The 25,408-nt window shown below is 37.2% G+C and carries 19 protein-coding genes and 2 tRNA genes; 10 read left to right on the top strand and 11 right to left on the bottom strand.

Features of this window, described 5'->3' with window-relative positions; all coding sequences use genetic code 11:
* Positions 1-54: 54 nt before the first annotated feature.
* Positions 55-1,113, top strand: coding sequence for a hypothetical protein (locus AY601_RS24255; RefSeq protein WP_157288091.1), 1,059 nt, complete (start codon positions 55-57; stop codon positions 1,111-1,113).
* Between the two features lie 608 nt (positions 1,114-1,721).
* On the opposite strand, the gene AY601_RS24260 is transcribed toward AY601_RS24255, so the two are convergent.
* Both AY601_RS24260 and AY601_RS24270 read right to left on the bottom strand, forming a co-directional pair.
* Positions 1,722-2,531 (bottom strand): hypothetical protein, encoded by an 810-nt coding sequence (locus AY601_RS24260; RefSeq protein ID WP_068406360.1) that lies wholly within the window; start codon positions 2,529-2,531, stop codon positions 1,722-1,724.
* A 535-nt stretch (positions 2,532-3,066) separates the two neighbouring features.
* Positions 3,067-3,825, bottom strand: coding sequence for a hypothetical protein (locus AY601_RS24270; protein WP_068406373.1), 759 nt, complete (start codon positions 3,823-3,825; stop codon positions 3,067-3,069).
* Positions 3,826-3,963: 138 nt separating this feature from the next.
* On the opposite strand from AY601_RS24270, the gene AY601_RS24275 reads away from it, so the two are divergent.
* Positions 3,964-4,233, top strand: a complete 270-nt coding sequence (locus AY601_RS24275) for a helix-turn-helix domain-containing protein (RefSeq protein ID WP_068406376.1) — start codon at positions 3,964-3,966, stop codon at positions 4,231-4,233.
* 8 nt (positions 4,234-4,241) lie between these two features.
* Here the strand turns inward: AY601_RS24275 and AY601_RS24280 are convergent, their stop codons facing one another.
* The 7 genes from AY601_RS24280 to AY601_RS24310 form a co-directional block, all read right to left on the bottom strand.
* The gene (locus tag AY601_RS24280; protein ID WP_068406379.1) at positions 4,242-4,787 is read right to left on the bottom strand and encodes a hypothetical protein; all 546 of its coding nucleotides are present in this window, start codon (positions 4,785-4,787) and stop codon (positions 4,242-4,244) included.
* A 502-nt stretch (positions 4,788-5,289) separates the two neighbouring features.
* Positions 5,290-7,149 carry a DEAD/DEAH box helicase family protein gene (locus tag AY601_RS24285; protein ID WP_157288093.1) on the bottom strand — a complete coding sequence of 620 codons (1,860 nt, stop codon included), beginning with the start codon at positions 7,147-7,149 and terminating at the stop codon, positions 5,290-5,292.
* A 192-nt stretch (positions 7,150-7,341) separates the two neighbouring features.
* Entirely contained in the window at positions 7,342-7,839 is a 498-nt protein-coding gene (locus tag AY601_RS24290; RefSeq protein ID WP_068406384.1) for a hypothetical protein, read from the bottom strand.
* Positions 7,840-7,943: 104 nt separating this feature from the next.
* Positions 7,944-8,813 (bottom strand): hypothetical protein, encoded by an 870-nt coding sequence (locus tag AY601_RS24295; RefSeq protein ID WP_068406387.1) that lies wholly within the window; start codon positions 8,811-8,813, stop codon positions 7,944-7,946.
* 136 nt (positions 8,814-8,949) lie between these two features.
* Complete coding sequence (locus tag AY601_RS24300) at positions 8,950-10,173, bottom strand: site-specific integrase (RefSeq protein WP_068406390.1); 1,224 nt, start codon at positions 10,171-10,173, stop codon at positions 8,950-8,952.
* Between the two features lie 139 nt (positions 10,174-10,312).
* Positions 10,313-10,395, bottom strand: a tRNA-Tyr gene (locus AY601_RS24305).
* A gap of 16 nt (positions 10,396-10,411) precedes the next feature.
* Positions 10,412-10,488, bottom strand: a tRNA-Ala gene (locus AY601_RS24310).
* A gap of 204 nt (positions 10,489-10,692) precedes the next feature.
* Between AY601_RS24310 and AY601_RS24315 the strand changes: the two genes are divergently transcribed.
* On the top strand, positions 10,693-11,928 hold the full coding sequence (locus tag AY601_RS24315) for a DUF4105 domain-containing protein (RefSeq protein ID WP_068406396.1): 1,236 nt from the start codon (positions 10,693-10,695) through the stop codon (positions 11,926-11,928).
* A 191-nt stretch (positions 11,929-12,119) separates the two neighbouring features.
* Here AY601_RS24315 and AY601_RS24320 read toward each other — a convergent pair whose 3' ends face one another.
* The gene (locus AY601_RS24320; RefSeq protein ID WP_068406398.1) at positions 12,120-13,211 is read right to left on the bottom strand and encodes an alpha/beta fold hydrolase; all 1,092 of its coding nucleotides are present in this window, start codon (positions 13,209-13,211) and stop codon (positions 12,120-12,122) included.
* A gap of 67 nt (positions 13,212-13,278) precedes the next feature.
* Between AY601_RS24320 and AY601_RS24325 the strand changes: the two genes are divergently transcribed.
* From AY601_RS24325 to AY601_RS24355, 7 genes are all read left to right on the top strand, one after another.
* Complete coding sequence (locus tag AY601_RS24325; RefSeq protein WP_068406400.1) at positions 13,279-13,683, top strand: hypothetical protein; 405 nt, start codon at positions 13,279-13,281, stop codon at positions 13,681-13,683.
* A 170-nt stretch (positions 13,684-13,853) separates the two neighbouring features.
* Positions 13,854-14,291, top strand: a complete 438-nt coding sequence (locus tag AY601_RS24330) for a hypothetical protein (RefSeq protein WP_068406402.1) — start codon at positions 13,854-13,856, stop codon at positions 14,289-14,291.
* Between the two features lie 35 nt (positions 14,292-14,326).
* Positions 14,327-15,904 carry a sensor histidine kinase gene (locus AY601_RS24335; RefSeq protein WP_068406405.1) on the top strand — a complete coding sequence of 526 codons (1,578 nt, stop codon included), beginning with the start codon at positions 14,327-14,329 and terminating at the stop codon, positions 15,902-15,904.
* A gap of 106 nt (positions 15,905-16,010) precedes the next feature.
* Positions 16,011-18,671 (top strand): zinc-dependent metalloprotease, encoded by a 2,661-nt coding sequence (locus AY601_RS24340; protein WP_232324663.1) that lies wholly within the window; start codon positions 16,011-16,013, stop codon positions 18,669-18,671.
* A gap of 79 nt (positions 18,672-18,750) precedes the next feature.
* Positions 18,751-22,110 carry a SusC/RagA family TonB-linked outer membrane protein gene (locus tag AY601_RS24345; RefSeq protein ID WP_068406408.1) on the top strand — a complete coding sequence of 1,120 codons (3,360 nt, stop codon included), beginning with the start codon at positions 18,751-18,753 and terminating at the stop codon, positions 22,108-22,110.
* Between the two features lie 19 nt (positions 22,111-22,129).
* On the top strand, positions 22,130-23,455 hold the full coding sequence (locus AY601_RS24350) for a RagB/SusD family nutrient uptake outer membrane protein (protein ID WP_068406416.1): 1,326 nt from the start codon (positions 22,130-22,132) through the stop codon (positions 23,453-23,455).
* A 103-nt stretch (positions 23,456-23,558) separates the two neighbouring features.
* Positions 23,559-24,308 (top strand): LytR/AlgR family response regulator transcription factor, encoded by a 750-nt coding sequence (locus tag AY601_RS24355; RefSeq protein ID WP_068406418.1) that lies wholly within the window; start codon positions 23,559-23,561, stop codon positions 24,306-24,308.
* A 28-nt stretch (positions 24,309-24,336) separates the two neighbouring features.
* Here AY601_RS24355 and AY601_RS24360 read toward each other — a convergent pair whose 3' ends face one another.
* Positions 24,337-25,308, bottom strand: coding sequence for an energy transducer TonB (locus AY601_RS24360; protein ID WP_068406420.1), 972 nt, complete (start codon positions 25,306-25,308; stop codon positions 24,337-24,339).
* Positions 25,309-25,408: the final 100 nt, after the last annotated feature.

Raw genomic sequence — 25,408 nt, forward strand, 5'->3', positions numbered from 1 at the left:
ATTCAAATAATAATGATAAAATAAATTACTATATTTAATTACAAACCTCTCATTATGAATAATTTAAAAATATTTAGTTACTTCGCGCTATGCGCCTCACTTATCAATTTTTCAATTGGATGTAGTTCTACCAGACTAGCGGAATCAACGGTTGACTTCAAGAGTACTTCAAAACGACTTTTATCGTTGGACTCATCTCTGGTTATTGCTGATGCTTTGATATTGGATGTAGATACTTCATCTGTTGAACATGCGCACAAAGAATCCTTTGTGACTTTGAAAGATGTCGTTGCCGAACTTTTCGACCCAGCATCACATCCCTGTCCTTTGCCATCAAATGTTGCTAAAAAGCTCATTTCCAAAATGAAAAAAAAGGAACCTTGGATCCCAATTTATATAGATTCATATTTAAAGGGCTTACCTCCAACAGCTAGGTTAGTAAAAGGAACAAGCATCACAGGAGTTTTACATACCGTGACATTAAAGAGAGCAGACGGGAGTACATACGAGCGGTTGTTGAAAGATTCTCCAACTTATAAAAATTTGAACATTAATGATTACATCAATACAATTGCGTACGGAAACTTTGCCTATAGCCTTGATTGTTCAGGATATATCAATGCTGCTATAGTAGCTTCAGGCATTGCACCATCCGGAGATTTTAAAGCAACTGCTAAAAGCGCGCTTGACAAAAAAAGCTCTATGTTTATAGCAGGGGGCACACTTAGTTCCCCAATCATCGGGGCTATATATCCCAGTGGTCTGGACACGGAAATGGATAAAGATACAAGACTATCAATCTTAAAGTCAATACTGTTGATTCCTGATCTATCAGATTCGGATCTTCTTATCACACCGGAATTGATAGAAGTGATATGGGCTTCAAAACAAGGTGGTTCTAATTTTAATGGTGAAGCTGACTTTTCTGCTAGAGGCGGTATCGGTATGGGAGTAGCTCAAGTTTCTGGATCTTTAGGCGCAGGGGGAACTGTTTCACGAACAGGATCCTTTTCTAGCTTCGACACTTATGTCACTGATACAAAGAAGTCCGAATTAAAACCAATTACTATAAAACAAATTAGGGATCTTACGAGCTCGCTTAGTGGTAAATAGTTAACATTTTTTAGCTCACCGCCTGCGAATGGAGCTTTAGGTCTTTGCAGAGACAATGCAAAGCATGGCTGCAAAGAATGTCCACACAAGAAACTGGCGTAACCTTTGACATCGGCAGAAGCGTTGGGCATTCAAAGGGCATGACAGTTTTGTGGCCTAAAGTGACCGCAGGTGAGCCCATACTAAAAGATAGCTGATTCATTAAAATGAAGGAGTTCAACGAGTATCATTTTGAATGAGAGAGAAGCTATCATGGAGCGATGACTTTGCGGAAAGCATTCATGTATGACAGATTCTGGGCTGGGATGTGAAGCCAGGATAAACTTATCCTAGCTGAACGGAATTGCGATCTGGCAAACTTAATGCACCGCTTAGGAATGCGGAATACCTTTTTTCCTGCGACTTGCTTTGTTAATCCTCAGCCAGAATGATAGGACGAATAGTCCGTACTGCCACGGGTTTGATACCACAGCAAGAAGTTTATAATATAACCGAATGACCACTCCATCCCTTTCACGGCTTAAGCCGCTTTTCTGTGTAAGGGATGTTGTTGGGAATTCTATTATTTACTATAAGTAAAAGTAATTAATATTGATCAAGCCCTTTAATTACTGTAAGCTCTTAGCCCGTTTCATGTAACCATCAAGATAACCAGAGACACTATGAATCATTGTTTGAAATATGGATTCTTCCGTAATGGCTTCATTATGTTTATTGATGATGTTCCTGCGAAATGCACGTGTAATGTGACCAGTTGAGTCCCTTAAACTATCATTTTCTCTATCAAAATCTAATACAATTACAGGTTCTTTTGTTGATTGTTTTACAAGGTTCTCGTACAAGTTACTGAAAGAAACATCGGTAACTAAGCCCACAGATTGAGTTCCAAGCCCAATATAAGAAAACGTTTTGGCTGCATAAGAAGCTGCTGCACCAGCAGTAAATACTGATCCTAATAAAGGCCCTGTTGAGCCTAATGTAAATGCACCATCCATATATTTTTTACCATAGCCTTTACGTTCAGTATAGAAGTTCTTTCCTTCGCTGAAATGGGCTTTGTTATATGATCTAATATTATAAATCAGGTTATTGAAATTACGTATGCCTTGTGGGAATAAGGATTGTAGTCCGTTTACGTTCATTAAGTTTTGGTGATGAGTCGGAGAATTCTCTGTTTTCAACTTACCAAAAACTTCCTCTATTTTGCCATCAGATCTTGTCGTTTCACCACTCCGTATTCTGCCTTGTTGACCATCAGCAGTTACAGTATCTATAAACCTGCATTGATGTGTTTGGGTTATTATAGTACGCCCCTGTTCTATAAATTTAATCCATATTCCGTTAAATTGAAGAGAACTAGTATTTGCTCCGTCTCCAGATAACAGAATATTGTGAGATTTTATATGCCACGTTTTCATAACTGTATATTTAAGAACCTAATAAGGTAGATTATAAAGGAAATGAAGAGTATATACGCGATCATTCCGAAGAATCCCGCCTTTTTATTTCCCTCTTTAAAATACCTAAAGGTTGTGAGTCCAAATAAAAATGTAATGGCTATAAATATTAATCCAATTATTACACCCTGACGTTGATGGCTATAATATGCTATAAAAGGTAATATCCATAAAATAACCAAAAATGGCTTAACAATCTTATCAGATTTGTATTTCTTATCTGTTAGCATGAGAATGGCGGGTAAATGTCTATCTATCAAATATAAACAACGGATCAATATATCTTGTTTTATTTGAATGAATTTTATCCATTAGTTAATTAACAGTATACTTAGCTTTTCATTTCTAATAATCACACTAATTTGTGTAATAGAACATAAGGAAGTTATCTAATTCCTCTAAATGCTCTTCCATAATTATTGTAGAGAAGAAGGTTAAATGAAAAGAGCCACAAATGCGGCTCTAATCTTGGTGTGTTGCAATATGTTTTTATACATTATTGGCATTGGTAAGTGAAGTTTACGGTATTCACTCCGTTAAAATAACCGCCACTTGCTTGCCTTTTAATCTCCAATGATACAATTTTACCGTCCGTATCCTTTTTATAAACATAAGTATCATTAAAATTCTGTGTAATTCCTGATATTGTCCTCTGCTTGGTAATGCTTTTAACTAAATTCTTTGATCCTTTACCAAGGAAAGCAATATTAAAGTTTGAATAAGTACTCTCATTGAATATTAGCGAGCTATGGAGAGCATTCTCATATCCTAACAGGTTTTGTACTGCTTCGGCATCATAATAAGTAATGTTCACTGTTTCAAAGCCATCAATAATAACCTTCGTTAAATTGCCATTGGTATAGGAAAGTATAAAGTTAGATGTCGTTGGATTCGGTCTGTAAGCTTTTTCTATTAGATAACCATCAGAGTTATATTTATAGGTATCAAACTTATCTAAGGTAATACGACCAGAAGCATCAATATTGAAGGACTGGTTTTCAGTTCCTTTAGCATCTGTAAAGTTTACCTTATCTGTTTGATATGTGAATATTCCATTGCCGTAACCATAAAGGTTAGTTACTTTGGAAATCTTACCAGAAGCATCATAACTGTAAGTAGATGCAGGATCATTATCTTCTTTTATTGAGACAATCTTGCAATTACCAGAGATTTTCTCAGGCTCATTAATACCATTTTTCTTACAAGCACTAAAACAAAGTACCGCCATTAACATTAACATGTTTGCTGTTTTCATTTACGATTATATTTTATAGTTTAATTATTAGAATCAATACTGATGTCGACCTCACTTCTTAATTCTTTGATTGGTAAAAATAATAAATACTTAGTTATAACTAAGTAATATACGCAGATTTAATTTCGTCATTAGAGCGTGTCTAAATCAGTTGTAAAATCAGAAATAGAATTATTTGCAATTAATAAAGCAAAGAAGCTGAGAGAAGAAGCAAACCTCTCACAATCAGAGCTTGCATTTAAACTGGGAGTTTCCAACGGTTTCATAGGTCAAGTAGAAAGTATTAAATTCCCATCTAAGTATAATCTGGATCATATAGACAAATTAGCTTTGATCTTTAATTGCTCTCCTAAAGAATTTCTTCCAGAACTGCCAATCAACAAAAACTCCGAAGAGTTTTTGTTGTAGCTTATCTTTCATGAAGGAACCTTCTCTTCTGTTGTTACAGTCACATAATCCTTTTCCTGATTGAATAACCTGTTAATAAAGAATGGCTGAATATCTGTAGCGGAATGATCTATACGGATACAGTTTTCAATATTAATATCTGAGGATTCCAGATTGGTACATCTAAATACAATCCGTAGCATTCTGTTGAACAGTTTATCCCCGAAGCGTGTTAGAGCGTCTTCATCGTAGGATACGTAAATCATCTTATATCCAAATCTGTTCATTGTTAGGGTGTAGTTATAAAAGAAGCATAGCCATTCATTTATAAGTTTAGTTTCCTTTCCAGACTTAGCATGATCCACAGTTACAGAAATCCGGTATTTCAGCGTTTCAAATGCTGTTAGTAGTTCTTTAGTTCCTTTAACAATGTTGTAATATGCTTTTTCAACATTTTCATTTCTTAATTCTAAGTTCTGCGCGAGAATAGTTTCCTCACTTGGTGCAATTACTGTCATTTCATCTGGGGTTTTAAGGGTTTGTAATTTGGTTAATGATTGTGTTTTTTTTGACATAACGATATGATGCCCTGAGATTTCAGAGCTTGCTTTTAATTGGGTTTAATGAATTATTACTGATTTATATATATGTATTGTGGGAAGGAAAATGGATGGATTAGACATGCGTAATTTTATGCAATGAAATTGTCGCGTATGTCTATCAAGTGGTTTTAGGATTCTCTTCGGGTGAGTTTTATCTATTATAAAAGAAAAGATGCAGTCTGATTCAGCCGCCATGTTCTTAACTGAGGTTTGTCTTTTCTAATAGGCAATCGTTTCCCATCGAGATAATGTAAGGGGGCTGTTTATGACAGAGGATCTGCTCGAAAATGCCTCAGAAATTAAAAAATAAAATTTTACTTTAAGTAGGTGCTGATCTTAATCTGCTAAAATCATTACTCCTTTTCCACAGATATTGTCTGTAAGTCTAATCATAAGCTCTGTTCCTGTAAAATTGACATTTTCTGCATCTCCCTTATAGAAGAAGTTTAAGTATATTTAAGAAGAACAGGAAGAATTAGTATTCCTTTATGATATATCCATTTTTTGATGTGTCATCATCCATCTTACACGTTGTCACTTTGGTGTAGTAGTCTTTTAGATGAATAGCCTTAGCAACCATAATTGTGTCAGGACTTTTCTTTGGATCTAAGACACCAAGTTCACTATAGATCCTGTCCAATGTCTCTGTAATCCAATGATTGGGCTGTTTATCATAGCCAGCCATTTTAAAATATTCTTCGCTTATGAATACTTTTTTCTTTTCGAATTGAGATTCAAGAACCTTGCGCCTTATGGCTTTCATATCACCGTTTAGACTCTTTACCACTTCAGCTCCAATCTCGTAATAAGCTATTCTGATACTTTCGCATTCGATCGGGAGGAACTTCGCCAACTGTTTGTATTTGGGAAACTCTTCATCACTATTTATATCAAGTTCCTCTAAATAAGCTAATGTTGCATTTATACGGTGCGTTTTATTTCTAAGAATGGCACTAGTTGGGATGTTAGGTGTAAATAGCTTTTTGATTACCGTTTTATATCCCATTAACTCCCAGGCTTCTTTTATAAAAGTGATATTATTAAATTCCTGATTGCAATGTTCTTCGTTTACAATCTGATCAACCTTAAAGTTGTCAAGACTAGCCTTTGATCCTTCATGCTTTATATGGCTTTCGGAATATTTGTCAATTGAGGCTTTAAGTTGTTTATCAGGACTAAACTTTATTTTGCCCTGAGAATCATCCAAATGTTCATTATATAACCTAACTGCACTCTCGGCCTTTGTAAGAGTCATAGATACCAGTTCATCAAATGAATGGTGTGAATTAATTTGTCTATCATTAGTAATATGCAGGATTTCATGTGATATCTTTCTGTTACGCCCTGCTGCTTGGATACACTTGTTGGATACTCCAAATTTTAGTGTAGATACTTTATAATCTGAAACTATTATAGTAGTGGAATTAGCATCTTCCAAGTCCCATCCTTCAAAGTATTTAGAAGTGTAAAAGTTAAATTTACTGTAGTTGGCTTCGTTTGGTTTAGCTTTTATAAAAGGAGAAAGACCATCTAACTTATCCTTGTTTTGCTTACTTTCTTTACAAAATATACTGCATTCAGTAAGTTCAGCCATTTTTATAATAGAATCGATTTGCTTGATTGAATTTAAAAATATATGTACACGTCCCGGGAACTTATCCGGATTCAATAGCTCTATGTAAAGAGCAGATAGTACGTTAACTGCGGATAGTACATTGATAGTACCTATTTTATTATTGAATTTAATATTATGAACGTCAAAGGACTTGAATCTGTTATCAGAGAATCTATAGGGAGTTGCGCTAATTAATGCTGCATGTTTAAAATTGAAGAGATATTGGAACGGTATTAGAACATCAGCTCTAAAGCTATCCGTAATTGCAGTATGAGATTCGTCCAGTAAGAGGAACCAATTATTGTACAGATCATCCTGTAAAGCTCCGCACTCCATAATCTTTTTAATGCCGGCAGGAGTAGAGAAGATCTTCTTTTTTGGCAAGTCTGACTCAATGAATAGCTTTAACCTTCCCGCATCAAATGATTTCTTGCTTCCTCTTACGACGAAATAGTTTGGGAGAAGGTTATTGTCTTCATCGTAGCATTTATCTTCGATGATGGAATGAGTAGGAACTATTATGATAGAATTTCTGTTTGCCTTGATTTCAAGATAAGTTCCTCCTATACCGCATCTTCCTTTATTTATTATGGAATTTGAAGGAATTACTTCAAATGCTTTAGATAATCTATCTGTTACACCTAGCGTATAATTATATGTGGTCTGTTGGTCTGTCTTTATAACTGAAGGTAAGCGTCTGTTAGTATCGAAATTTTTCATATCTGTGCTTATAATAGCAAGCTTTACCACTTGCTTGGCACAAATATTCACCTAGTTTGAATGTTAAACTTCACAATGGAAATAAGTATAATGTGGTAGTTTTATAGCTTTGTAAATCAATGTGTTATTTGTAGTGTAAAAAAAAGAGATGGATCAGAACCCATCTCTTATACCTTAATTAATAATGTGTAACTAGTCTCCTTCCTCTTGTCCGCCTTGGTTTACTATGGTGTTTTCTGATTTTGTAAATTCGTCAGCTAAACATTGATCCATTTCAACAGCAGAAAGTTCTAAGTCTATATACTCTTTATTAGAAAACATGACTTGATCACATAACAAGAAATCAGCTGCAATCTCATTATCCTCCTCAATTAGTTCATTATAATTATCCGGCTTAATAACTTCCCATTTAACACAATACTGAGGTTTCTCAGAAATATTCGTCTCGTGCATCTCGTTTATAAGCAAATAATGAAGATAAAGCTTATCAATTGGGAAGTCTTGTTTTGGCCCTTCTGAATTTGAATTATACAGAGATCTTAATCTTACCTTCCTAATCTTGGTGTCAAACTCTGTCCAGTTAAATTGCATATAAAGAACTTCCGCTACGGGTGTTTCTTTACCGTTGTGCATTTCATTGTAAGCCTTTAAAACTTGGTATCTTCCGATCTGTGGTGCTTGATGTTTCATATTGTTTTTATTATGTTAATTATGAACACAAATCTGATCAAACTCTAAAACTGAAACTGCACAATGGATTTTATTAAATAAAAGTAATTTTATAGCACTATCTATTAGTTAGTTATGATTCCATTCATTGGTTTGATATTGCTGTTGTTCTTCAATAACATTCGTGTATAGTTGAGTGCATCACGTTCCACATCGTGCGTCACAGATAATAATCCATGAATTTTACAGGTATAGTATATTACTCGTGCTTGATCACTCGGGAACTCAGCGTTATTTGGATTAAGAAGAGACCAATCATTTAAAAATCTTCGCAGAGTTAGGCAAACTGTGTATAATAACTGCATTTTGAATGGTTTCATGCTGACTGCACTAGCTTTGGTTACAAGGTTACTTATATTTTCCACGCTAGGTTCTTTAATCGTTGATAGTGAATTAGCTATGTCAAATGAGTAAGAATATGATTTACTTTTAATAATTTCAAACTGTGAGTTGATTGCGCTGGCAACTGTAGCCTTTATAAATGGCTTATTAGATATTAAACAATAGTGTTCAAATTTCTTGTTATCAATTCCCTTCTTACTGGTAAACTCTAGGTTTAGAGTTTCATAGGCTTCATCTCTTTGAATGATAAGTAATCTTTCTAATAATTTTAAATCATCGATGACCAGATCGTTCTTGACCGCATCGTCATTTATGTAGTTGCCTTCAAATTTGATAAGACTCTGCGTAATGAAAGCTAAATGACCTGCATGATGAGCAATTCCAAGATCATTTAATTTTCCTATGTAATCAAGAAATACTTGTTTAGCTTCCTTTTCAGACTCAACATCCATAAGGATCTCATAGGTGAAGTCTTCTTCTAATGGGAGAGCTTGCTTAAGCTTTTCTTCATAAAGTGCTTGAGCAGAAAAGTGGTAGTCCTTAATGGCCTTATAACTTATTAGACATCCACCTGTTACGGTTATTAATGGCATAAAATGAGTGTGATTTGTAAAATGTGTACCTCAGAATAAATCTGTTGGTAGATCATTTATGGTTTATTGACATGTATAAAAATATGATCGAAATAAAAGCGGAGCAGTTGTGCCACTCCGCTGTAAAGATATTTAACTAGGTCAAACATTCAAGCACTTTATCATTTACCTCATCAACTATTGATTGTTCAAAGGCATCTAAATAGATGTTTGTTATTTTATTCCCGTACTCGTGTCCTAATGCTTCTGCTATCAATTCATTTGAAAAACCTAATCGTTTTGCTGTAGTAGCCCATGTATGTCTGGCAACGTAAGTGGTAAGCTCATCGATTTCCAATTCTGTAGCCATCCTCTTCAAATATTTATTTGTTGTCTTTATGCATTGTTTGATGATTTTATGTGCCGTCAAAGAGTCTTCAACAGTTGTAGAGGGAAGGATTGGAAGTAAGTACTTTTCGCTCCTGCCTTTGTATATCTGAATTATTGAATTGGCAAGTGGAGTGAGTTTTATATTGTATTCTTTGTGCGTTTTTCTCCTTCTATATATCAGCCTGCCTTTTTGAATGTCTTTGTGTCTTAAATAAGCCAGGTCGGTGAATGCTATTCCAACTAAAGATATGCTGAGCATGAAGTAATTCCTGCTATGCCATGCTGATGTCTCTGGTTTAATAATTATTGTTTTCAATCGAGCAATATCAGTTATGTTTACTGCTCGCTTCGTTGTTCGTTCTGATTTTATTGTTACATCATGAAAGGGGTAACATGATCGATCCACAAGTCTCGCTTTGATTCCACGATTGTATAATGCCCTTATTGTCCTGAAATAATTACTTATTGTGTTTGTCTTAACACCATCCTTCATTAGGTGTTGTTTGAATGCCTCCAGTAACGTATAATCAATATCAGTAAAATTAAGCCTCTTGTTTTTGATGAAGCTGGATAATCTGTTCCATGAAGCTTGATAAACTAACGCATTGCCAGACTTGTTAGATTCGTGAAGTTCCCTTATTATCTGTTCTGCGAACTCATTAAATGAGATCTTCGCTTGGATTGAAGTTTGTACAGGCTGTTCTTTTAAACTCAGTTTAAGATTCTCGAATGAGAAGTCTTGCTGATCTTGAAGTTTAAGAATAGACCGCTGTACTTTGGTGTAAAAGTCTAAAAGCTGATGATTCAGTATATGGCAATTTGGATGACTATTTTTAATAACGGCTTTAATTGCATCCCATTCTTTAATGTGAACTCTTAATCCGGTAGAAACTGTAGTACTGATTCTGTTACTTGTAACTCTTACTACGATTGGGTAAATCTGATCTGATTTAGATCGTTTGTCATTTAGGATAAGTTTATAATAAACCATAATTAGTGATTATGGTCACATGTTGTACTAACAATGTACTAACAATAGAGTGCTTTATAGAGACAGAATCGCTTGTTATTGGCTAACTCCCGTAAACAAAAAAACCTTTCAGAATTAACTGAAAGGTTTCTGATAAGAGTGGGGGGAGAAGGATTCGAACCTTCGAAGTCTCGCGACAACAGAGTTACAGTCTGTCCCATTTGGCCACTCTGGTATCCCCCCGATCATTTTGATTCTCTGGTGGAGAATAGCGGAGTCGAACCGCTGACCTCTTGCCTGCCAGGCAAGCGCTCTAGCCAACTGAGCTAATCCCCCGGGGTGGCAAAAGTAATTAAATTTGAATGGGATGCAAATTAAATAATGAAAATATTGTGGCTTACATACATAGCTATAGCCATAATGAGGATTAATCGATTGAATATGTTAGACTTGTACGAAATTAAATAAGTTGAGAAATTATTGAATTATTCCTTTTAAGCTGAAAAGCAATGAATATTTTGCATGGAGTTAACAGTATAAATGCAAATTGCTCTGGAATTTACGCTTACAGACTTGCTCATGCGAAAACCTTTACTTCTTTTGTTCGTCTTTGTTTTGGGGTGTATCAGGATTGCTGTTGCTGGTTTACCATCAGAAAATATTTTTTTGCTCTCAAAGAGCGCTACTGTAAACCTCCTCACCTGCAGCAAAACCAGTAAATATATTTACGCCTTATTCGGTCATAGCGCAATCAGGATTACAGATGAAGAAAAACAGCTGGACCTGGTCTATAACTACGGAACATTTGATAATGAGGATCCTGATTTTTATATCAACTTCATCAGCGGAAGAATGAAGTATTTCTTATCTGTTTCGTCTTATCACTCATTTTTGCAAGGATATATAAAAGATCAGCAAGCAGTCTCCACACAAAAACTTAACCTGACACAGCGAGAGAAAGATAAACTCTTTTTCCTGCTCAACGAACAACTCAAACCAGCGAATAAATATTATTACTATAATTTTATAAAGAACAACTGCGCAACAAAAATAGTAGACTTGTTAACACAAAGCATAGGCCCTGATTTTGAGCATTCGCTTTCTATTACTAATCAGGGAACAGGTAACCCGGTCAGAATGCTGGTAAGTAATTACCTGACCAATAATGAAATTTCTATGATCGGAATGAATGTATTGTTAGGGAGAAAAGCAGATGTGATTTCCAGTAAAGCTATCAACCTATTTCTGCCTGATACTTTGCAAAAAAGATTAGACCAGATTCAATTGGGAAAGCGCAAAATGGCTAACTCTGCTATTTATTTATTTAAACCCGGCAAAATAGAGCCTGTTTACCCGAATATTTTTGCCATAACTCTTTATAGTTTTTTACTCCTGCTCCTGCTGCTCAGTCCATTTATAGAAAAGACAAGCGGGGCGAATAAACTGATGAAATGGGTAACATTTACCGTTTTTACAATGATTAGTCTGGTGGGATGTTTACTACTCTACCTATCTCTTTTTTCCAGTCTGGAATTAGTGAAGTATAATTTAAACCTGCTATGGTGCCATCCTTTTTATCTGCTGGTTTTTTTCAAAAAACTAAGTAAACCCTTATCCGTAGTTTTCCTCGCCAGCATTTTAATATTCGTCATTTTATATTTTAAAACAATAAGTTTTCCGGTTATGTTCCCGGTCCTGATCTTACTGATTGTTTTATTATCTCTTTACCACAATGCTTCTGCCAGTCACCAGATTAAAAGTGTAGATCCGGTATAATCCATCATCACTGATCTCAATTGTTTCTACCAGGCCTGTTTTACTAAAAGTATCCGTTACTAAGCTACCTTTCTTAACCTCCTGCAATATATCGGTGGGTGTTTCATTGTTCAATCTGACCATGGTGTGTGCTGTGAAATATTAAGATAAGCTATGAGAACCAAAGATAAGGGCATCTATTCGCTTATTAGTTATTTCTTTTGTAAAAACAACGGAGTTTCTTTTTTGACGATATTTAGAAACTTGAGGAGTTCGTGGCTAAATTGCACTGGCTTTTCATAATGAATGTTGTGTTCAACTCCGGCAAATTCAATCCTGGTTATCAGCTCTGGAAATTGATTGGCCAAGGCAATGTTATCTTTTTCGAAAGGCATGGGGTCATGATCAGATACCGGATCAAGTATTAATAGAGGTACACGCAGATTTCTAAAGATAATTTTCGGTTGAACCATTGTGATCGAGGCCCCATACAATGGCGAATTATTTGGCTTTAAAACCAGGTTTTTAAATTGCTGATCATCTTTCATATAGAAAAAGTCACTTAACCCTGCATAAGTAACCCACTGATTGCCTTTTCGTTTGACAATATTTAATAATTCAAATTGATTGCCACCAGCACTCTTGTCATATAGGCTCTCATAAGCCGCCATTGGCGAATCAAAAGAGGCTTCATAAATACTATTGACTCCTTGTTCAGGTACCCTAGATCTGATTTTAGTAAGGAGCGCTTCTTCGCTCATTTGATGGTTAAATGTATTAAATGCTACAGAGCCTCCATCCTCTAATATTAAGGCCTTAACTCTGTCCGGATAACTTTGATAAAAAGCAGCAGCAATATATCCTCCCCTGGAAAATCCTCCAAGGATAGCCTGATCAATCTTTAAAGAATCCATTAATACCCGGATATCGTCCGCAGAATTATAAAGTGATACTTCTTTTTCAGGAATCGGTGTCTGACCATGTCCATAATAATCAACAGCAATTAAATAATATCCTCCATCAGTGAGCAGCTTTGCCAGACCAGCCAGTTCATAACTGTGACTAAAGCTTCCATGTGACCAGATTAAAGGAACATTTTTTGGATTTCCCCAGCACAGATAATGCATCAATACATTAGCTGTTTGAATATAACCTCCACGTTTCCTTTCAAATTCCCGATAAGAAGAGTTTGCCTGAGCATATACTTGTTCCATATTCATTTCAGCAGCTTTCCTGGATTGTGCCATCAGACAGGAATTTCCTAAAGTGAGCGACAGATAAGTAAATAAGAAGAATATTTTCATTTGGGGCTTATTTATTTTTCTTTTTAAAATAATAGTATTAAATTAACTAATTAAAAACAAGACTGTGATGAGAAAAAGTATTTGCTATTTATTCCTGGTGCTATTTTTCTGTTCCTTTAAAAATGGAGATCAGAAAAACCAGGTTGCACAATTTAACGCTTCAAAGATAACCAAAGCTAAGCCTGTTACCGGGACAGGCTGGTTAGGAAATGTTCAGACAGTTGTCACATTCAAGCCTTATATACTCTGCGACAATAACTATTCCTTTATTTTATATGCAAACCCGGTAGCTGGAGCATCAAACAGAAAATGGGTAGCCCGCACAGCGCAGGGAAATATCGAACTTACGGAATACAATTCCTGGAGTGTTGAAGTTCCGCCGCATACCTTATGGGTAGAATTGACAGTGACTACAAATTCTGGTGAAATCAAAGGCAGAGAACGTATCGGATTGACGAATTGCCTGAATTGACAAACAGGCAGCATTTCTTTTTATAATTTAAAACTGAATATTATTCAATGTGTTTGTATTGAAATAATGACTTTCCATGAGAACGTTATTAATTGGTTTTTATATATTTATATTCTACCGTGGAGAATATTGATTTATAGTTATTAACTGATATTTGAAACAACCATCATATGTTTAATGAATTGAATAAATACAAAAAGAACGGGCATTTCTTTTTGATGCCGGAAGATAAATTAAAGGACGTGTGTAACGCACCCGAGAAGCAAGTCGGTATATTCCTTACTTATGCCCTGAAAAATGGGAGAGTTGAACTTGTATTTATAGGAGGGACAGGGGAAGTTACCAAGAAAGGATTAAATTCTATTCAGAATACAGGAATTGGAGGACTCAAAGATCAGCTGATTAACGGGATGCAATTTACAGACATACCAAGAGAAATATCCTGGCCTGCCCAAATGAAGAAGGAAAACGTGGAGGCGCTGGATGTTTACTGGTACATTACTTATAATGAGAAGTATACAGACAGCCCGGGTAAAGTGGAAAATATATTGTTTGAAAGACATTATCAGCTCTTTCAACGGATGCCAAGGTGGAACGCAGACTTGTAAAATAGGTTTTAGGCATTTTGACTATATTTGCCGGAATGAAAAATTCAGTATATAACTCCAGGTATTTAATTACCATCGGAGTATTTATCTTACTGTGTTTTAGTGGGATTGGGTTTTTTATAACCAGTAAATTCAATAAGCGCACAGAACGGATCAGCATGGATATGGCAACCAGCATTTATCAGCTGAAATCCAACGTTATCAATAATGAGTTCAGAGGTTTTATCGGAGGATTGAACAATGCTGAACTCATTATACCACAATTTAAGTCGGCAAATGATTTTCTGAAAGGCGAAAAGCTGATCAATGCACTTTTACTGAGCCACTCTAAAATAAAACATGGTTGGTATGCGATGATCAATGGCCGGGATACGGTTTACAGGACAATCAGAGAAAATGGTACTCATGATCAGCATGGTGAGATCTTACCCTATCAGAAGAAATGGATTCATAGTCAACTTCTTTCAAAAGATACTATCACAAGAATAGGGACTATTATTAATGTAGAAGATTCTATTCACGGCCTGCTGGCTACCCGGCATCGCCTTGCAGATTCCTCTACGCTTATTCTGGGTCTGGATATAAATTTCAAAGAATTACAACGTTATTTATGGGGGGTAGACAGTAAAAGCCGTGCATCTATCTATATTGTTGACGAGCAGGGAGATTATGTCCTGAGTCCAGATGAAAAGCAGATTGGAAAACAAATGCCTGGCGGAGTCAGAACAACTGGTCTTGAAAAGCTTGCCGATAGTATAAGCTTCTATGAAATAGCCACCTCTTCTTACCTTGGGATGCCAGTTTTTAGATTTTATACTCCATTTGGCATCAGCCGGATGAAATGGACCATGGTGCTGGAAACACCTGTTTTTGTGATAGATGAAGACGTAAAAGCGATCGAAAAATATGTATTCCTGATGCTGATTGCTACCACCCTGATTATTCTGGTCCTAATTGAATGGTCACAAGTCAAATGGCAAAAGCAATTTATGCTGAGGCAGCAAGCCGAAATACTCGCTGCACAACAGGAAAAAGAAAATGCAATTCTGCAACTCGATAAACTCAAAGAAAAGCTCGACCCGCATTTTCTGTTTAATTCATTAAGCTCTCTGAATGGTTTAATCGAAGAACAACCCGATCTGGCTAAAGCATTTGTCGTTAAACTTTCGAGAGTATATCGCTATGTTTTAGACCCTACACCAAATGGATTGGAAGAAGTTTCCAGAGAAGTAAGTTTTGCCAGTGAATACTTTTTCCTGTTAAAAATACGGTTTGGTGAAGCACTGGCATCTTTGGAAATCGATATTGATCCTCAACACTCTTCCGCTTATATTCCATTTATGAGTGTGCAGACTTTAGTCGAGAATGCAGTAAAGCACAATATTGTTTCTAAACCTCAGCCCCTTCATATCAGTATCAGGAGTGTGGGAGAAGGTATAGTGGTCACCAATAACTTGCAGTTGCGCAACGATGTGAAAGATTCAGGGAAACAAGGGTTGAAATATCTGCAGGGTATTTATGCGCACTTTGGAGACTTCCAGCTGAGCTATGGAATTAAAAATGGGACCTATCAATGTTTCTTGCCACTGATTAAAAAACCTTCCACTCCTTAAAACTGCGCTTTCACTTCACATAACAGGACTTTCACTTTTAATAATTTCATAATCTCCTAACTAAGGGGGATTTTGTAGCATGATTTTGACTAAAAAACTTTTGAAATTGTCTTTTACGGCGCTCTTTTTATTCTTGTGCAACGTAAACGGTTTTACCCAGATACCTAAAAAACTACCTGTACAGCCTAAGAAATTACCTCTGCATAAAGGTAAGATTACCAGTAAAAAATCAGTTACAGATACGGTTAAAAAGAAAACAGATAGCACTAGTAAAAAGGAAGAAAAAAGTTATGCCGAATTAGTAAAGAAAGCAACTACAATAAAAGGTCTATTTAAAGTACACCAGGTGGAAAACGATTACTACTTCGAAATTCCACTGAACCTGATGGAAAAAGACTTTTTAGTAGTCAATAAAATATCCTCAGTACCATTGGCACTTAACGAGTCGGGTGTCAATAAAGGAATGAACTTCGATAACAGAGTTATTCGGTTTTCAAGAAATAAAGCGGCTAAAACAGTATGGGTTAAGGTTATCGTACCTCAGGTTGAATCCCCTGCGGGCGATGCCATTACGCGCTCAGTGAAAGATAACTTTACCGGTTCTGTGATCGAATCATTTAAAATCGAAGCTTACTCGCCAGATTCGTCGGCCGTTGTGGTGAAGATGAATAAGGTTTTTGATGGAACAGAGAAAAGTTTCAATGATGTATTTAACGATATGGGATTAGGGGCAACACCTAAAACTTCCCTGTCAGCTATTGAAAAAATTAAAAGTTTCCCTCAGAATATTGTTGTTCGTGCATTAATGAGCACCAGGGTAATGGATGCGGGAATCAGCGTACCTATTAGTATTACGGTAACCACTAATATTCTTTTATTACCTGAAAAACCAATGAAACCTCGTTTTGCAGATAACAGAGTTGGTTTTTTCAGTACACCAAGATGGTATTTTTCAGATGCACAGCATAAACTGGAAACCAGAGAACTAGTTACCCGCTGGAGAATGGAACCTAAACCAGAAGACCGCGCAAGATATCTTAAAGGTGAACTGGTAGAACCAGTTAAACCGATCATTTTTTATATAGATCCTGCAACTCCGCCAAAATGGAGAAAAGAAATTATAGCCGGGGTATATGACTGGCAGAAAGCCTTTGAACAAGCAGGTTTCAAAAACGCAATTCAAGCCCGTGAAGTTACAGATACCACAGATTACGATGGGGACGATGTACGTTACTCAGAAATTACTTATGCCGCTTCGCCTAAATCAAATGCAATGGGCCCGGCTGTAGTAGATCCGCGATCAGGAGAAATTCTGGAATCTGATGTCATCTGGTGGCATAATGTAATGACTTCAGTTCAATACTGGATGCGTGTGCAAACCGGGATCATTGATCCTGAAGTAAGAAATAATGACGTGTCTGATCAAAGAATGGGACATGCAATCCGTTTCGTTTCTTCTCATGAAATTGGGCATACTTTAGGGCTGAAACACAATATGTCTTCTTCGGCATCCTTCCCGGTCGACTCTTTACGTTCCCCGGCTTTTACCAATCGTATGGGCGGAACAGCTTCTTCCATTATGGATTATGCACGTTTTAATTATGTAGCACAACCAGAAGATAAAGTCACTAATATCACCCCTCAAATCGGTATTTATGATAAATACGCTATTGCCTGGGGATACCGCTGGTTACCGGCAGAAGATCCGCATCAGGAACTGCCAATCCTTAAAGAATGGATTAAAGTACATGCAAATGATCCTTTGTACCATTATGGAGAACAGCAGCAAGCGAAAAACATCGTAGATCCAAGAGCGCAATCCGAAGACCTTGGTGATGATGCAGTAAAAGCAAGCCGTTATGGACTGGCGAACTTAAAACGCCTGATCCCACAAATTTTAACCTGGTCTGCACCAGAAGGTGATAATTATTACCAGGCCGGTAAACTTTACCTGGCTGCAATCTGGCAATGGCAAACCTATGCAGAACATGTAACTGCAAACATCGGTGGTTATTATCTGGAAAACCCAGTGAGCGGAGACGGTAAAGATGCTTATGCCCCAGTGCCTGTAAAGATTCAGAAAGGTGCATTGGGATATTTCAAAGACCAGGTATTTACTATGCCGGAATGGTTGTTCAACAAAGAGTTACTTAAAAAAACCTTCCCGATAAAAGATACACCAATAGGCCCGATGGAATATGCACCATTAAACCTGAGACGTGAATATCAGTATGGTTTGCTTTACAGTTTACTGGGCGAAGACCGGCTATTGAGAATGTTGGAAATGGAAGTTCAGTTTGGCAAAGAAAACGTATTCACTGTTGGTGAATTGTTTCAAGATATCCGCCCTGTAATTTTCGCAAAGACCCTGAAAGGAAAAACATTGTCTATCACAGACCGTATGTTACAGCAAAACTATGTAGATGTATTATTGGTGAGTACCGATAAGATGCTGGAGAAAATTACGAAGAAATCATTGTTCCAAACCAGCCTGAATAACTTACCACAGACCTGCGATTTGGGTTTAAATCAAGAGGAAACTGACTTGAATCATGCGATGGAAAATAATATCAATCCATCGGCAAACCTGAGAAATATTTATGTCACTGCAATGACCCGGACTTCGGAAGTTGCAGCGGCCAAAAGAGGAGAACTTTTACAAATCTTAACCCTATTGGAAAACAATAAGAACAGAGGAGATGAGGCAACTAAGGGCCACTACATGGACTTGATCCTTCGTATCCGTCAAAGTCTTCAAACTAAATAAAAATACACAAAAACACACACAAATAAACACACCACACACACCAATTCACACATTCTCAAACACACCTAAACAACAAACTATGATTAAAAATCTACTGTTAATACTCTTCCTGACCGGCCTCAGTCTTTCAGGATACAGTCAGAAACAAACCACTATCAGTGGACAGGTTCTGGATCCGGAAGGATTGCCAATACCAGGTGCATCTGTTTATGTGGACAAATCCACGATAGGTGAACAGACCGGCGTCACCGGAGTAATCCAGAATACAGCAATCGGTACCGTAACTAACGCGGAGGGTAAATTTACATTAACTGTTCCCGAAGGCACACCAGCCATTCGCGTGAGTTATATGGGGTATAGTTCTGTATTGGTAAATATCATCAATAAGACTAAGCTCACTATCTCTATGGCGAGTAGCGACAATAACCTGGGCGAAGTAGTTGTAAACGGTTATACTGCGATTTCAAAACGTAAGAATACTACAGCTACCACTGTATTGGAATACGACAAAGTTCGCCAGTCTGGTGTTTCAGGAATTGACCAGATGCTGGAAGGTCAGATTGCTGGTGTCGCAGTAACCTCATTGGGTGGCGGCCCATCGGGAGCACCAAAAATCCGTATCCGTGGTACAGTTTCATTGAACGGCGGACAGGATCCTTTATGGGTATTAGACGGGATTCCATTAGAAGGAACAAATTTACCCAATAACCTGACAGATAAAGACAACATTGACCAGCTGCGTAACTTGCCAATTGCCGGCTTAAACCCTGATGATATCGCTGACATTACAATTTTAAAGGATGCAGCAGCAACCTCTATTTATGGGGCCAGAGCAGCAAACGGCGTTATTGTGATCACGACTAAAAAAGGGAAGAAAGGACCGATATCGATAAATTTTAATGCCAATACTTTCATCTCTGAACGTCCCAACCTGGATAAACTGAACCTGATGAACTCAACTGAAAAAGTTGACTTTGAATTAGGACTTGCCGCAAGACCAGATCTTCTTTACCGGAACAGTCAGGGTGGGGTGGCCAGGATTCTTAACCAGAACACAGAATTGGAAAACTACCAGACCAATGGTTTTTCAGCTTTGAGCCCTGCTACTCAGCAAGCAATTAACGCACTGCGTGGAAACAATACAGACTGGGGTAAAGAGCTTTATCAGACAGCGATTAACCAACAATACAGCTTAAGTCTTTCTGGTGGGAATGACCAGGCCAATTATTATTTTTCTGGTGGCTATTACGATGAAAAAGGAACAACCATAGGGACAGGGCTGAAAAGATATAATATGACTTTGAAGACTGATTTTAATATCTCTCAGAAGTTAAAACTTGGTGTTGCGATTTTCGGTTCCAAATCAGATCGTAAAAATTACCTGGCAGACGTAGATGGTTTTACGAATCCTGCAAGATATTCCAGGAATGTTAACCCATACCAGCAGGTTAGAAATGCTGATGGAAGCTATTCTTATGATAGGGATATTTTCGGGACCAATAACCTGCGTGGTGATATTTATGTCCCTTTCAACATTATTGAAGAAAGAAATAACACCCGTTATACTTTAGGAAATAAAAGTGTAAAGAGTATTATTGATATGGATTATCAAATCATTAAAGATTTGAAATTACATTCTGAACTGGGTTTGCAGTTTGAAGAGACAGGTATTGAAAAATATGCAGGTGAAGATTCTTATTTTACCCGTAAATTCAAACAAGGTACAAGTTATTATAACGCTAAAACCAAACAGTACGAATACTTTTTACCTGCCGGTGGAATTATGCAAAATCAGCAGACTTCTTTCTTCCAGTACAACTGGAAAACTTTACTGGAATATAAAAAAGTAATCAACCAGAAACATGAAATCGAAGCGCTTGCTGGTACTGAATTCAGGAAAAATAACAATGATGACCTGGCTACTAAAGCTTTCGGTTATAACGAACGCACTTTAACCAACCAGAATATCCTATTCCCAAGTTCAGACAGGATAAACGATGAAATTTATCGTGCGTACAGAAAGTCAAAACTGAGCAATGCTTATGCTTCTTTCTATGGTACACTTTCTTATACTTATGACAGAAAATATACGGCTTACGGAAGTATTCGTTACGATGGATCAGATTTATTCGGTGTAGATCCTAAATACAGGTACCTGCCAATTTACTCTATCTCGGGCGCATGGAATGCGAATGAGGAAGATTTTATAAAAAAAGCAAAATGGATCTCGAATCTGCGTTTCCGTACTTCATACGGTATACAGGGGAATATTGACAAAAACACTACGCCGAAAATTGTTGGCAGATATGGTAGTGCTGATATATTACCAGGAGGCACACAAGAAACAATTAACGTAGAAAACCCGCCTAACAATAAACTTCGATGGGAAAAAACAACAACTTTTAATGCAGGTGTAGATCTGGGTTTATTTAACAATGCTTTCCAGATTACTTTCGATTATTACAACAGGAACAGTAAAGACCTGATCGGCTTACAATCTTTACCGTTGGAGAATGGTTTTGAATTTACCAACTCTAACTTTGCACAGGTTAAGAATAAAGGATTAGAGCTGACTATTTCGACAAGAAATATCAGTACTAAAGGATTCCAATGGTGGACTGATTTCAACATCGCCCATAATAAAAGTAAAGTTACCCGTGAAATGGCCAGAGCGAATCAATTCACGCCATCAAGAGAAGGTTATCCTGTAAATGCATTATTCGTTTTGAAAACAGCAGGATTGGACGCGAATGGAATTCCACAATTCATCCAGGATGGTAAAGTGGTATCTGTAGAAAACTTCTATAAATTATATGATCCATATGCAGATTTCTTCCCTGGAAACGCTACAGCTTCTTCTTTAACTAATAAAGAATACCAAGGGCTATTTACTTATGCAGGCGATAGAGATCCTAAATATACAGGAGGCTTGATTAACCGTTTCCGTTTTGGAAATATTGATTTGTCTATTTCAGCGATCTTTAACATCAGTCAGCTGATGACTGCTACACCTGCTTATAATCCAGCAGCCGTTGACCGTGGAATGAATTTCTCTAAAGATATTTTAAACGCATGGACACCTGCCAATACAAACACCAATCAGCCACAGATTTTTGATAGTGCAACTGGTGATGGTAGCCGCTGGATGGCTTTTAACTGGTATAACAATACTGATCCTGGAAACTCTTACAAATCTTTAGACGTTTTCGCTAAAAGAATGAGCTATCTGCGTGTAAATAGTGTCCGCGTAGGTTATACTTTACCAGCAAAAATTTCATCGAAAATTAAAGCGAATTCATTGAGATTTAGTATTGAAGGCAGGAACTTATTCGTATTGAGTACAGGATACAAAGGATATACTGATCCTGAAACTTACGGTAATATTTATGCTCAACCTATTTCCAGAAGTATTTCAGTTGGTTTAAACGCAACATTTTAGACTTAAAAACAGATTCAAAATGAAGAAAATTATAAAATTATCTGCTGTACTATTGGTGTTACTCACCCTGGGCAGTTGTAAAAAATATTTAGATATAGAACCCATAGGAAAAGTTGTCCCTAAAACTGCAGCCGATTTCAGGGATTTATTGAATACAGCTTATGCCGGTTTCTCCACAAATAAATCACTTTTGGCTATACGGACAGATGAATTGGCTATCGATGAATCTGGTGTTGATATTGCATTTTATCGTGATATTTTTAAATGGAACGATGCTTCTCCAGATCCGGTAACCACTTCTTTCCAATACCTGGAATTTTATAGAACTATATTTTATGCCAATGAGGTAATTGCAGAAGTACAGGATAAGGCAGGTAAAAATGCAGAAACAGATCAATTGAAAGGGGAGGCTTACTTGTTAAGAGCTTATAGCCACTTTGAATTATTGAATGTATATGCGAAACCATACCAGGCAGCTACTGCTGGAACTGACCGCGGAGTACCTTTATCAATCAAAATGGATTTGGAACAAAAATATGCTCCTGCCACCGTTGAGGCTGTCTATAATCAGGTAATTGAAGATATTAATGAAGGTCAGAAATTATTGAATGTGGCTACCTTCGAAGCTGGAAAAAACTATCGTTTTACCACACGTGCGGCATTGGCGCTGAAAGCCAGAGTCTATGAATTTAAAGGTGACTGGAACAATTCATTAGCAGCAGCGCAACAGGCTTTAGCACTAAACAATCAATTAGAAGATCTGAATGTTACAGGTAGTAAATTGCCAAATCATTTTCAGGCCAAAGAGAATATCCTGTCGATGGAGAAAACACTGGTAATTTCTGTAGCGCAGTCGTTCTTTATCTCATCGCATTTATTGAGTATTTACAATCAGGCGAATGATCTTCGTTTTCCAATGTATTTTAGTAAATCAAGCAATGGATATGTTTCTCAGAAAACGACAGGTAACGAATCTAAGATTTCCTTCCGCAACGGAGAATTATATCTGATCCAGGCTGAAGCAGCTTTGCAAACTGGCAATACAGCATTGGCAACAGAAAGTTTACTGGCACTAAAAGCGAAGCGTTTAAAACCAGCCTACTTCGAAACAGAGCAAACAAGAATTCAGGCCTTGGCGAAAACAGATCTTTTAAAAGAGATTTATGCAGAGCGTGAAAGAGAATTAGCTTTAGAAGGTCACCGTTGGTATGATTTAAGAAGATACGGACAACCTGCTTTAACGCATACTATAGCTGGAACAACTTACACTTTACAGCTAAATGATCCAAGATACACGCTGAGATTTCCTAAGGAAGCTGTCGTGAATAACCCAAATCTATTATAGCATTTGAGTTAAACTATCAAATGCTATATTAAAGCTGATTTAACTCCGGTCTGTTTCTGCAGGCCGGAGTTTTTTTTTACATTTACAGTTAAGCAATTCAAGCATGACTGTACTGATTATTGAGGACGAAGAACTAGCTGCAGTTACCCTGCAGAATATGCTCGTGCACATTAATCCAGAAATAAAAGTACATGCCATAGTCGGGACAGTTGAAGCTGCGGTAAACTGGCTGCAAAACCATCAGGCAGATCTTCTCTTTATGGATATTCATTTGGGTGACGGAGAGAGTTTCCAGATCTTCCAAAGGGTAGAAGTGAGCAGTCCGGTCATCTTTACTACAGCATACGATCAATATACTTTAAAAGCTTTTAAGAACCAGGGAATTGATTACCTGCTTAAACCATTTGATGAAGAAGATGTGCGCAGCGCATTAACTAAGCTGAGTAATATCCGCCAGACCAACATCAATACTCCCCAGCTGGTGCAAAAGGTAGAAGAAGTATTAGGGAGAACGCGTAACCGGTTTATGGTGAAAGTAGGCAAGCTGATTAAAACAGTAGCCGCCGATCAGGTGGCTTATTTTATGGCCGATGATAAGTATCTTTTCCTGGTTACTAAAGATCAGCAAAACTATATTATTGAAGAAACGATCGGCAGTCTGGAACCCAAACTGGATCAGGACAGTTTCTTCCGGATCAATCGCAAGTTTATCATTCATATCAATGCAATCAAGGAAATGTACAAACTTTCCCGCAACCGGGTCAGGATACATTTATCCCCAAAACCAGAAACTGCTGAGGTCGTTGTCAGTGAAGAAAGAGCCGAAGCTTTTAAGAAATGGCTTGACCAGTAAAAAAATAAATTTTACCGTTTATCTGTGGTTAAAGGTGAAAAGATAACGGGATATTGTAAGCCACTCTTACGGGTTCACCTCTCATTTTTCCAGGTTCCCATTTTGGAGATGCACGCATCACTCTGGTTGCTTCTGCTGCGATATCGGGATGTATGGCATTCAGCACTTTGATATCAGTCAGGGTACCATCTCTTTCTATGGTAAATTTCATTTGTGCCACGCCTTGAATCCCTGCTTTATAACAACTTGGCGGATATTTAATATGGCTGGCCAGATAACTATAGAATCTCTTCATTCCACCTTTAAATACGGGCTGAATATAGGCTTCAGTGTATTTATAGGTGATATGCTGCGCATTTATACTTTCTCCGGAAATTAGTTTACCATGAACATAAGTCTCTGTATAATTCGCGGAAGAGTCTTTTGTTTTTCCTGTCCAGACTCCTTCGTGCAGACCCTCCTTAAGCTGGCCTCTTTCCAGAATTTCTTTAAAATCATTATCATAAGCGATGTATTCACCATTTCCGTTGACTGTCAAATCTTTACCGGTCATATCTTTGACGGTTAGTATCTTTTCATCAGGTGCCACCCAAAGTAATTGTTTAGCCTGTTCGGGAGTGATACTGTAGACCCGCACACTATATAATTTGCCATCCGGATAATAACTGGTTGCCGTATCTATTTCATGACCTTTAATAAAATGAGCTGTTTCCTCCAGATTACCGTTCGGATAAAAGGTAGTGCGTAGCCCTTCATAAAGCGGAGGGTAAATTTTGCTGGAAAATCCAGTGCTCTTCACAGTACCATCCAGATAGTATTCCTTAACCTTATAAAATTCACTGCCCGGATCTGGTTCTATGACGTGACGAATAAAATCAGCACTGTCACGTTCGGTAACACGGGCTCCATTGTTTTTGATAAAATAAGTGTTCCTGCGTTGTGCGGATGCGGTTAAAAAGACGCAACACAAACCAAAGAAAAGAAAATTGAAGCGATACATATACTGGCGAAATTGAAGTGCAAGTTATCTACTGTTATTTTAAATTAAAAATTAATCTGATTTTTAATTCGGAGTAGTTGATACCTGTTTAAACAAGCTT

The sequence above is a fragment of the Pedobacter cryoconitis genome, assembly GCF_001590605.1.
GTDB lineage: Bacteria > Bacteroidota > Bacteroidia > Sphingobacteriales > Sphingobacteriaceae > Pedobacter > Pedobacter cryoconitis_A.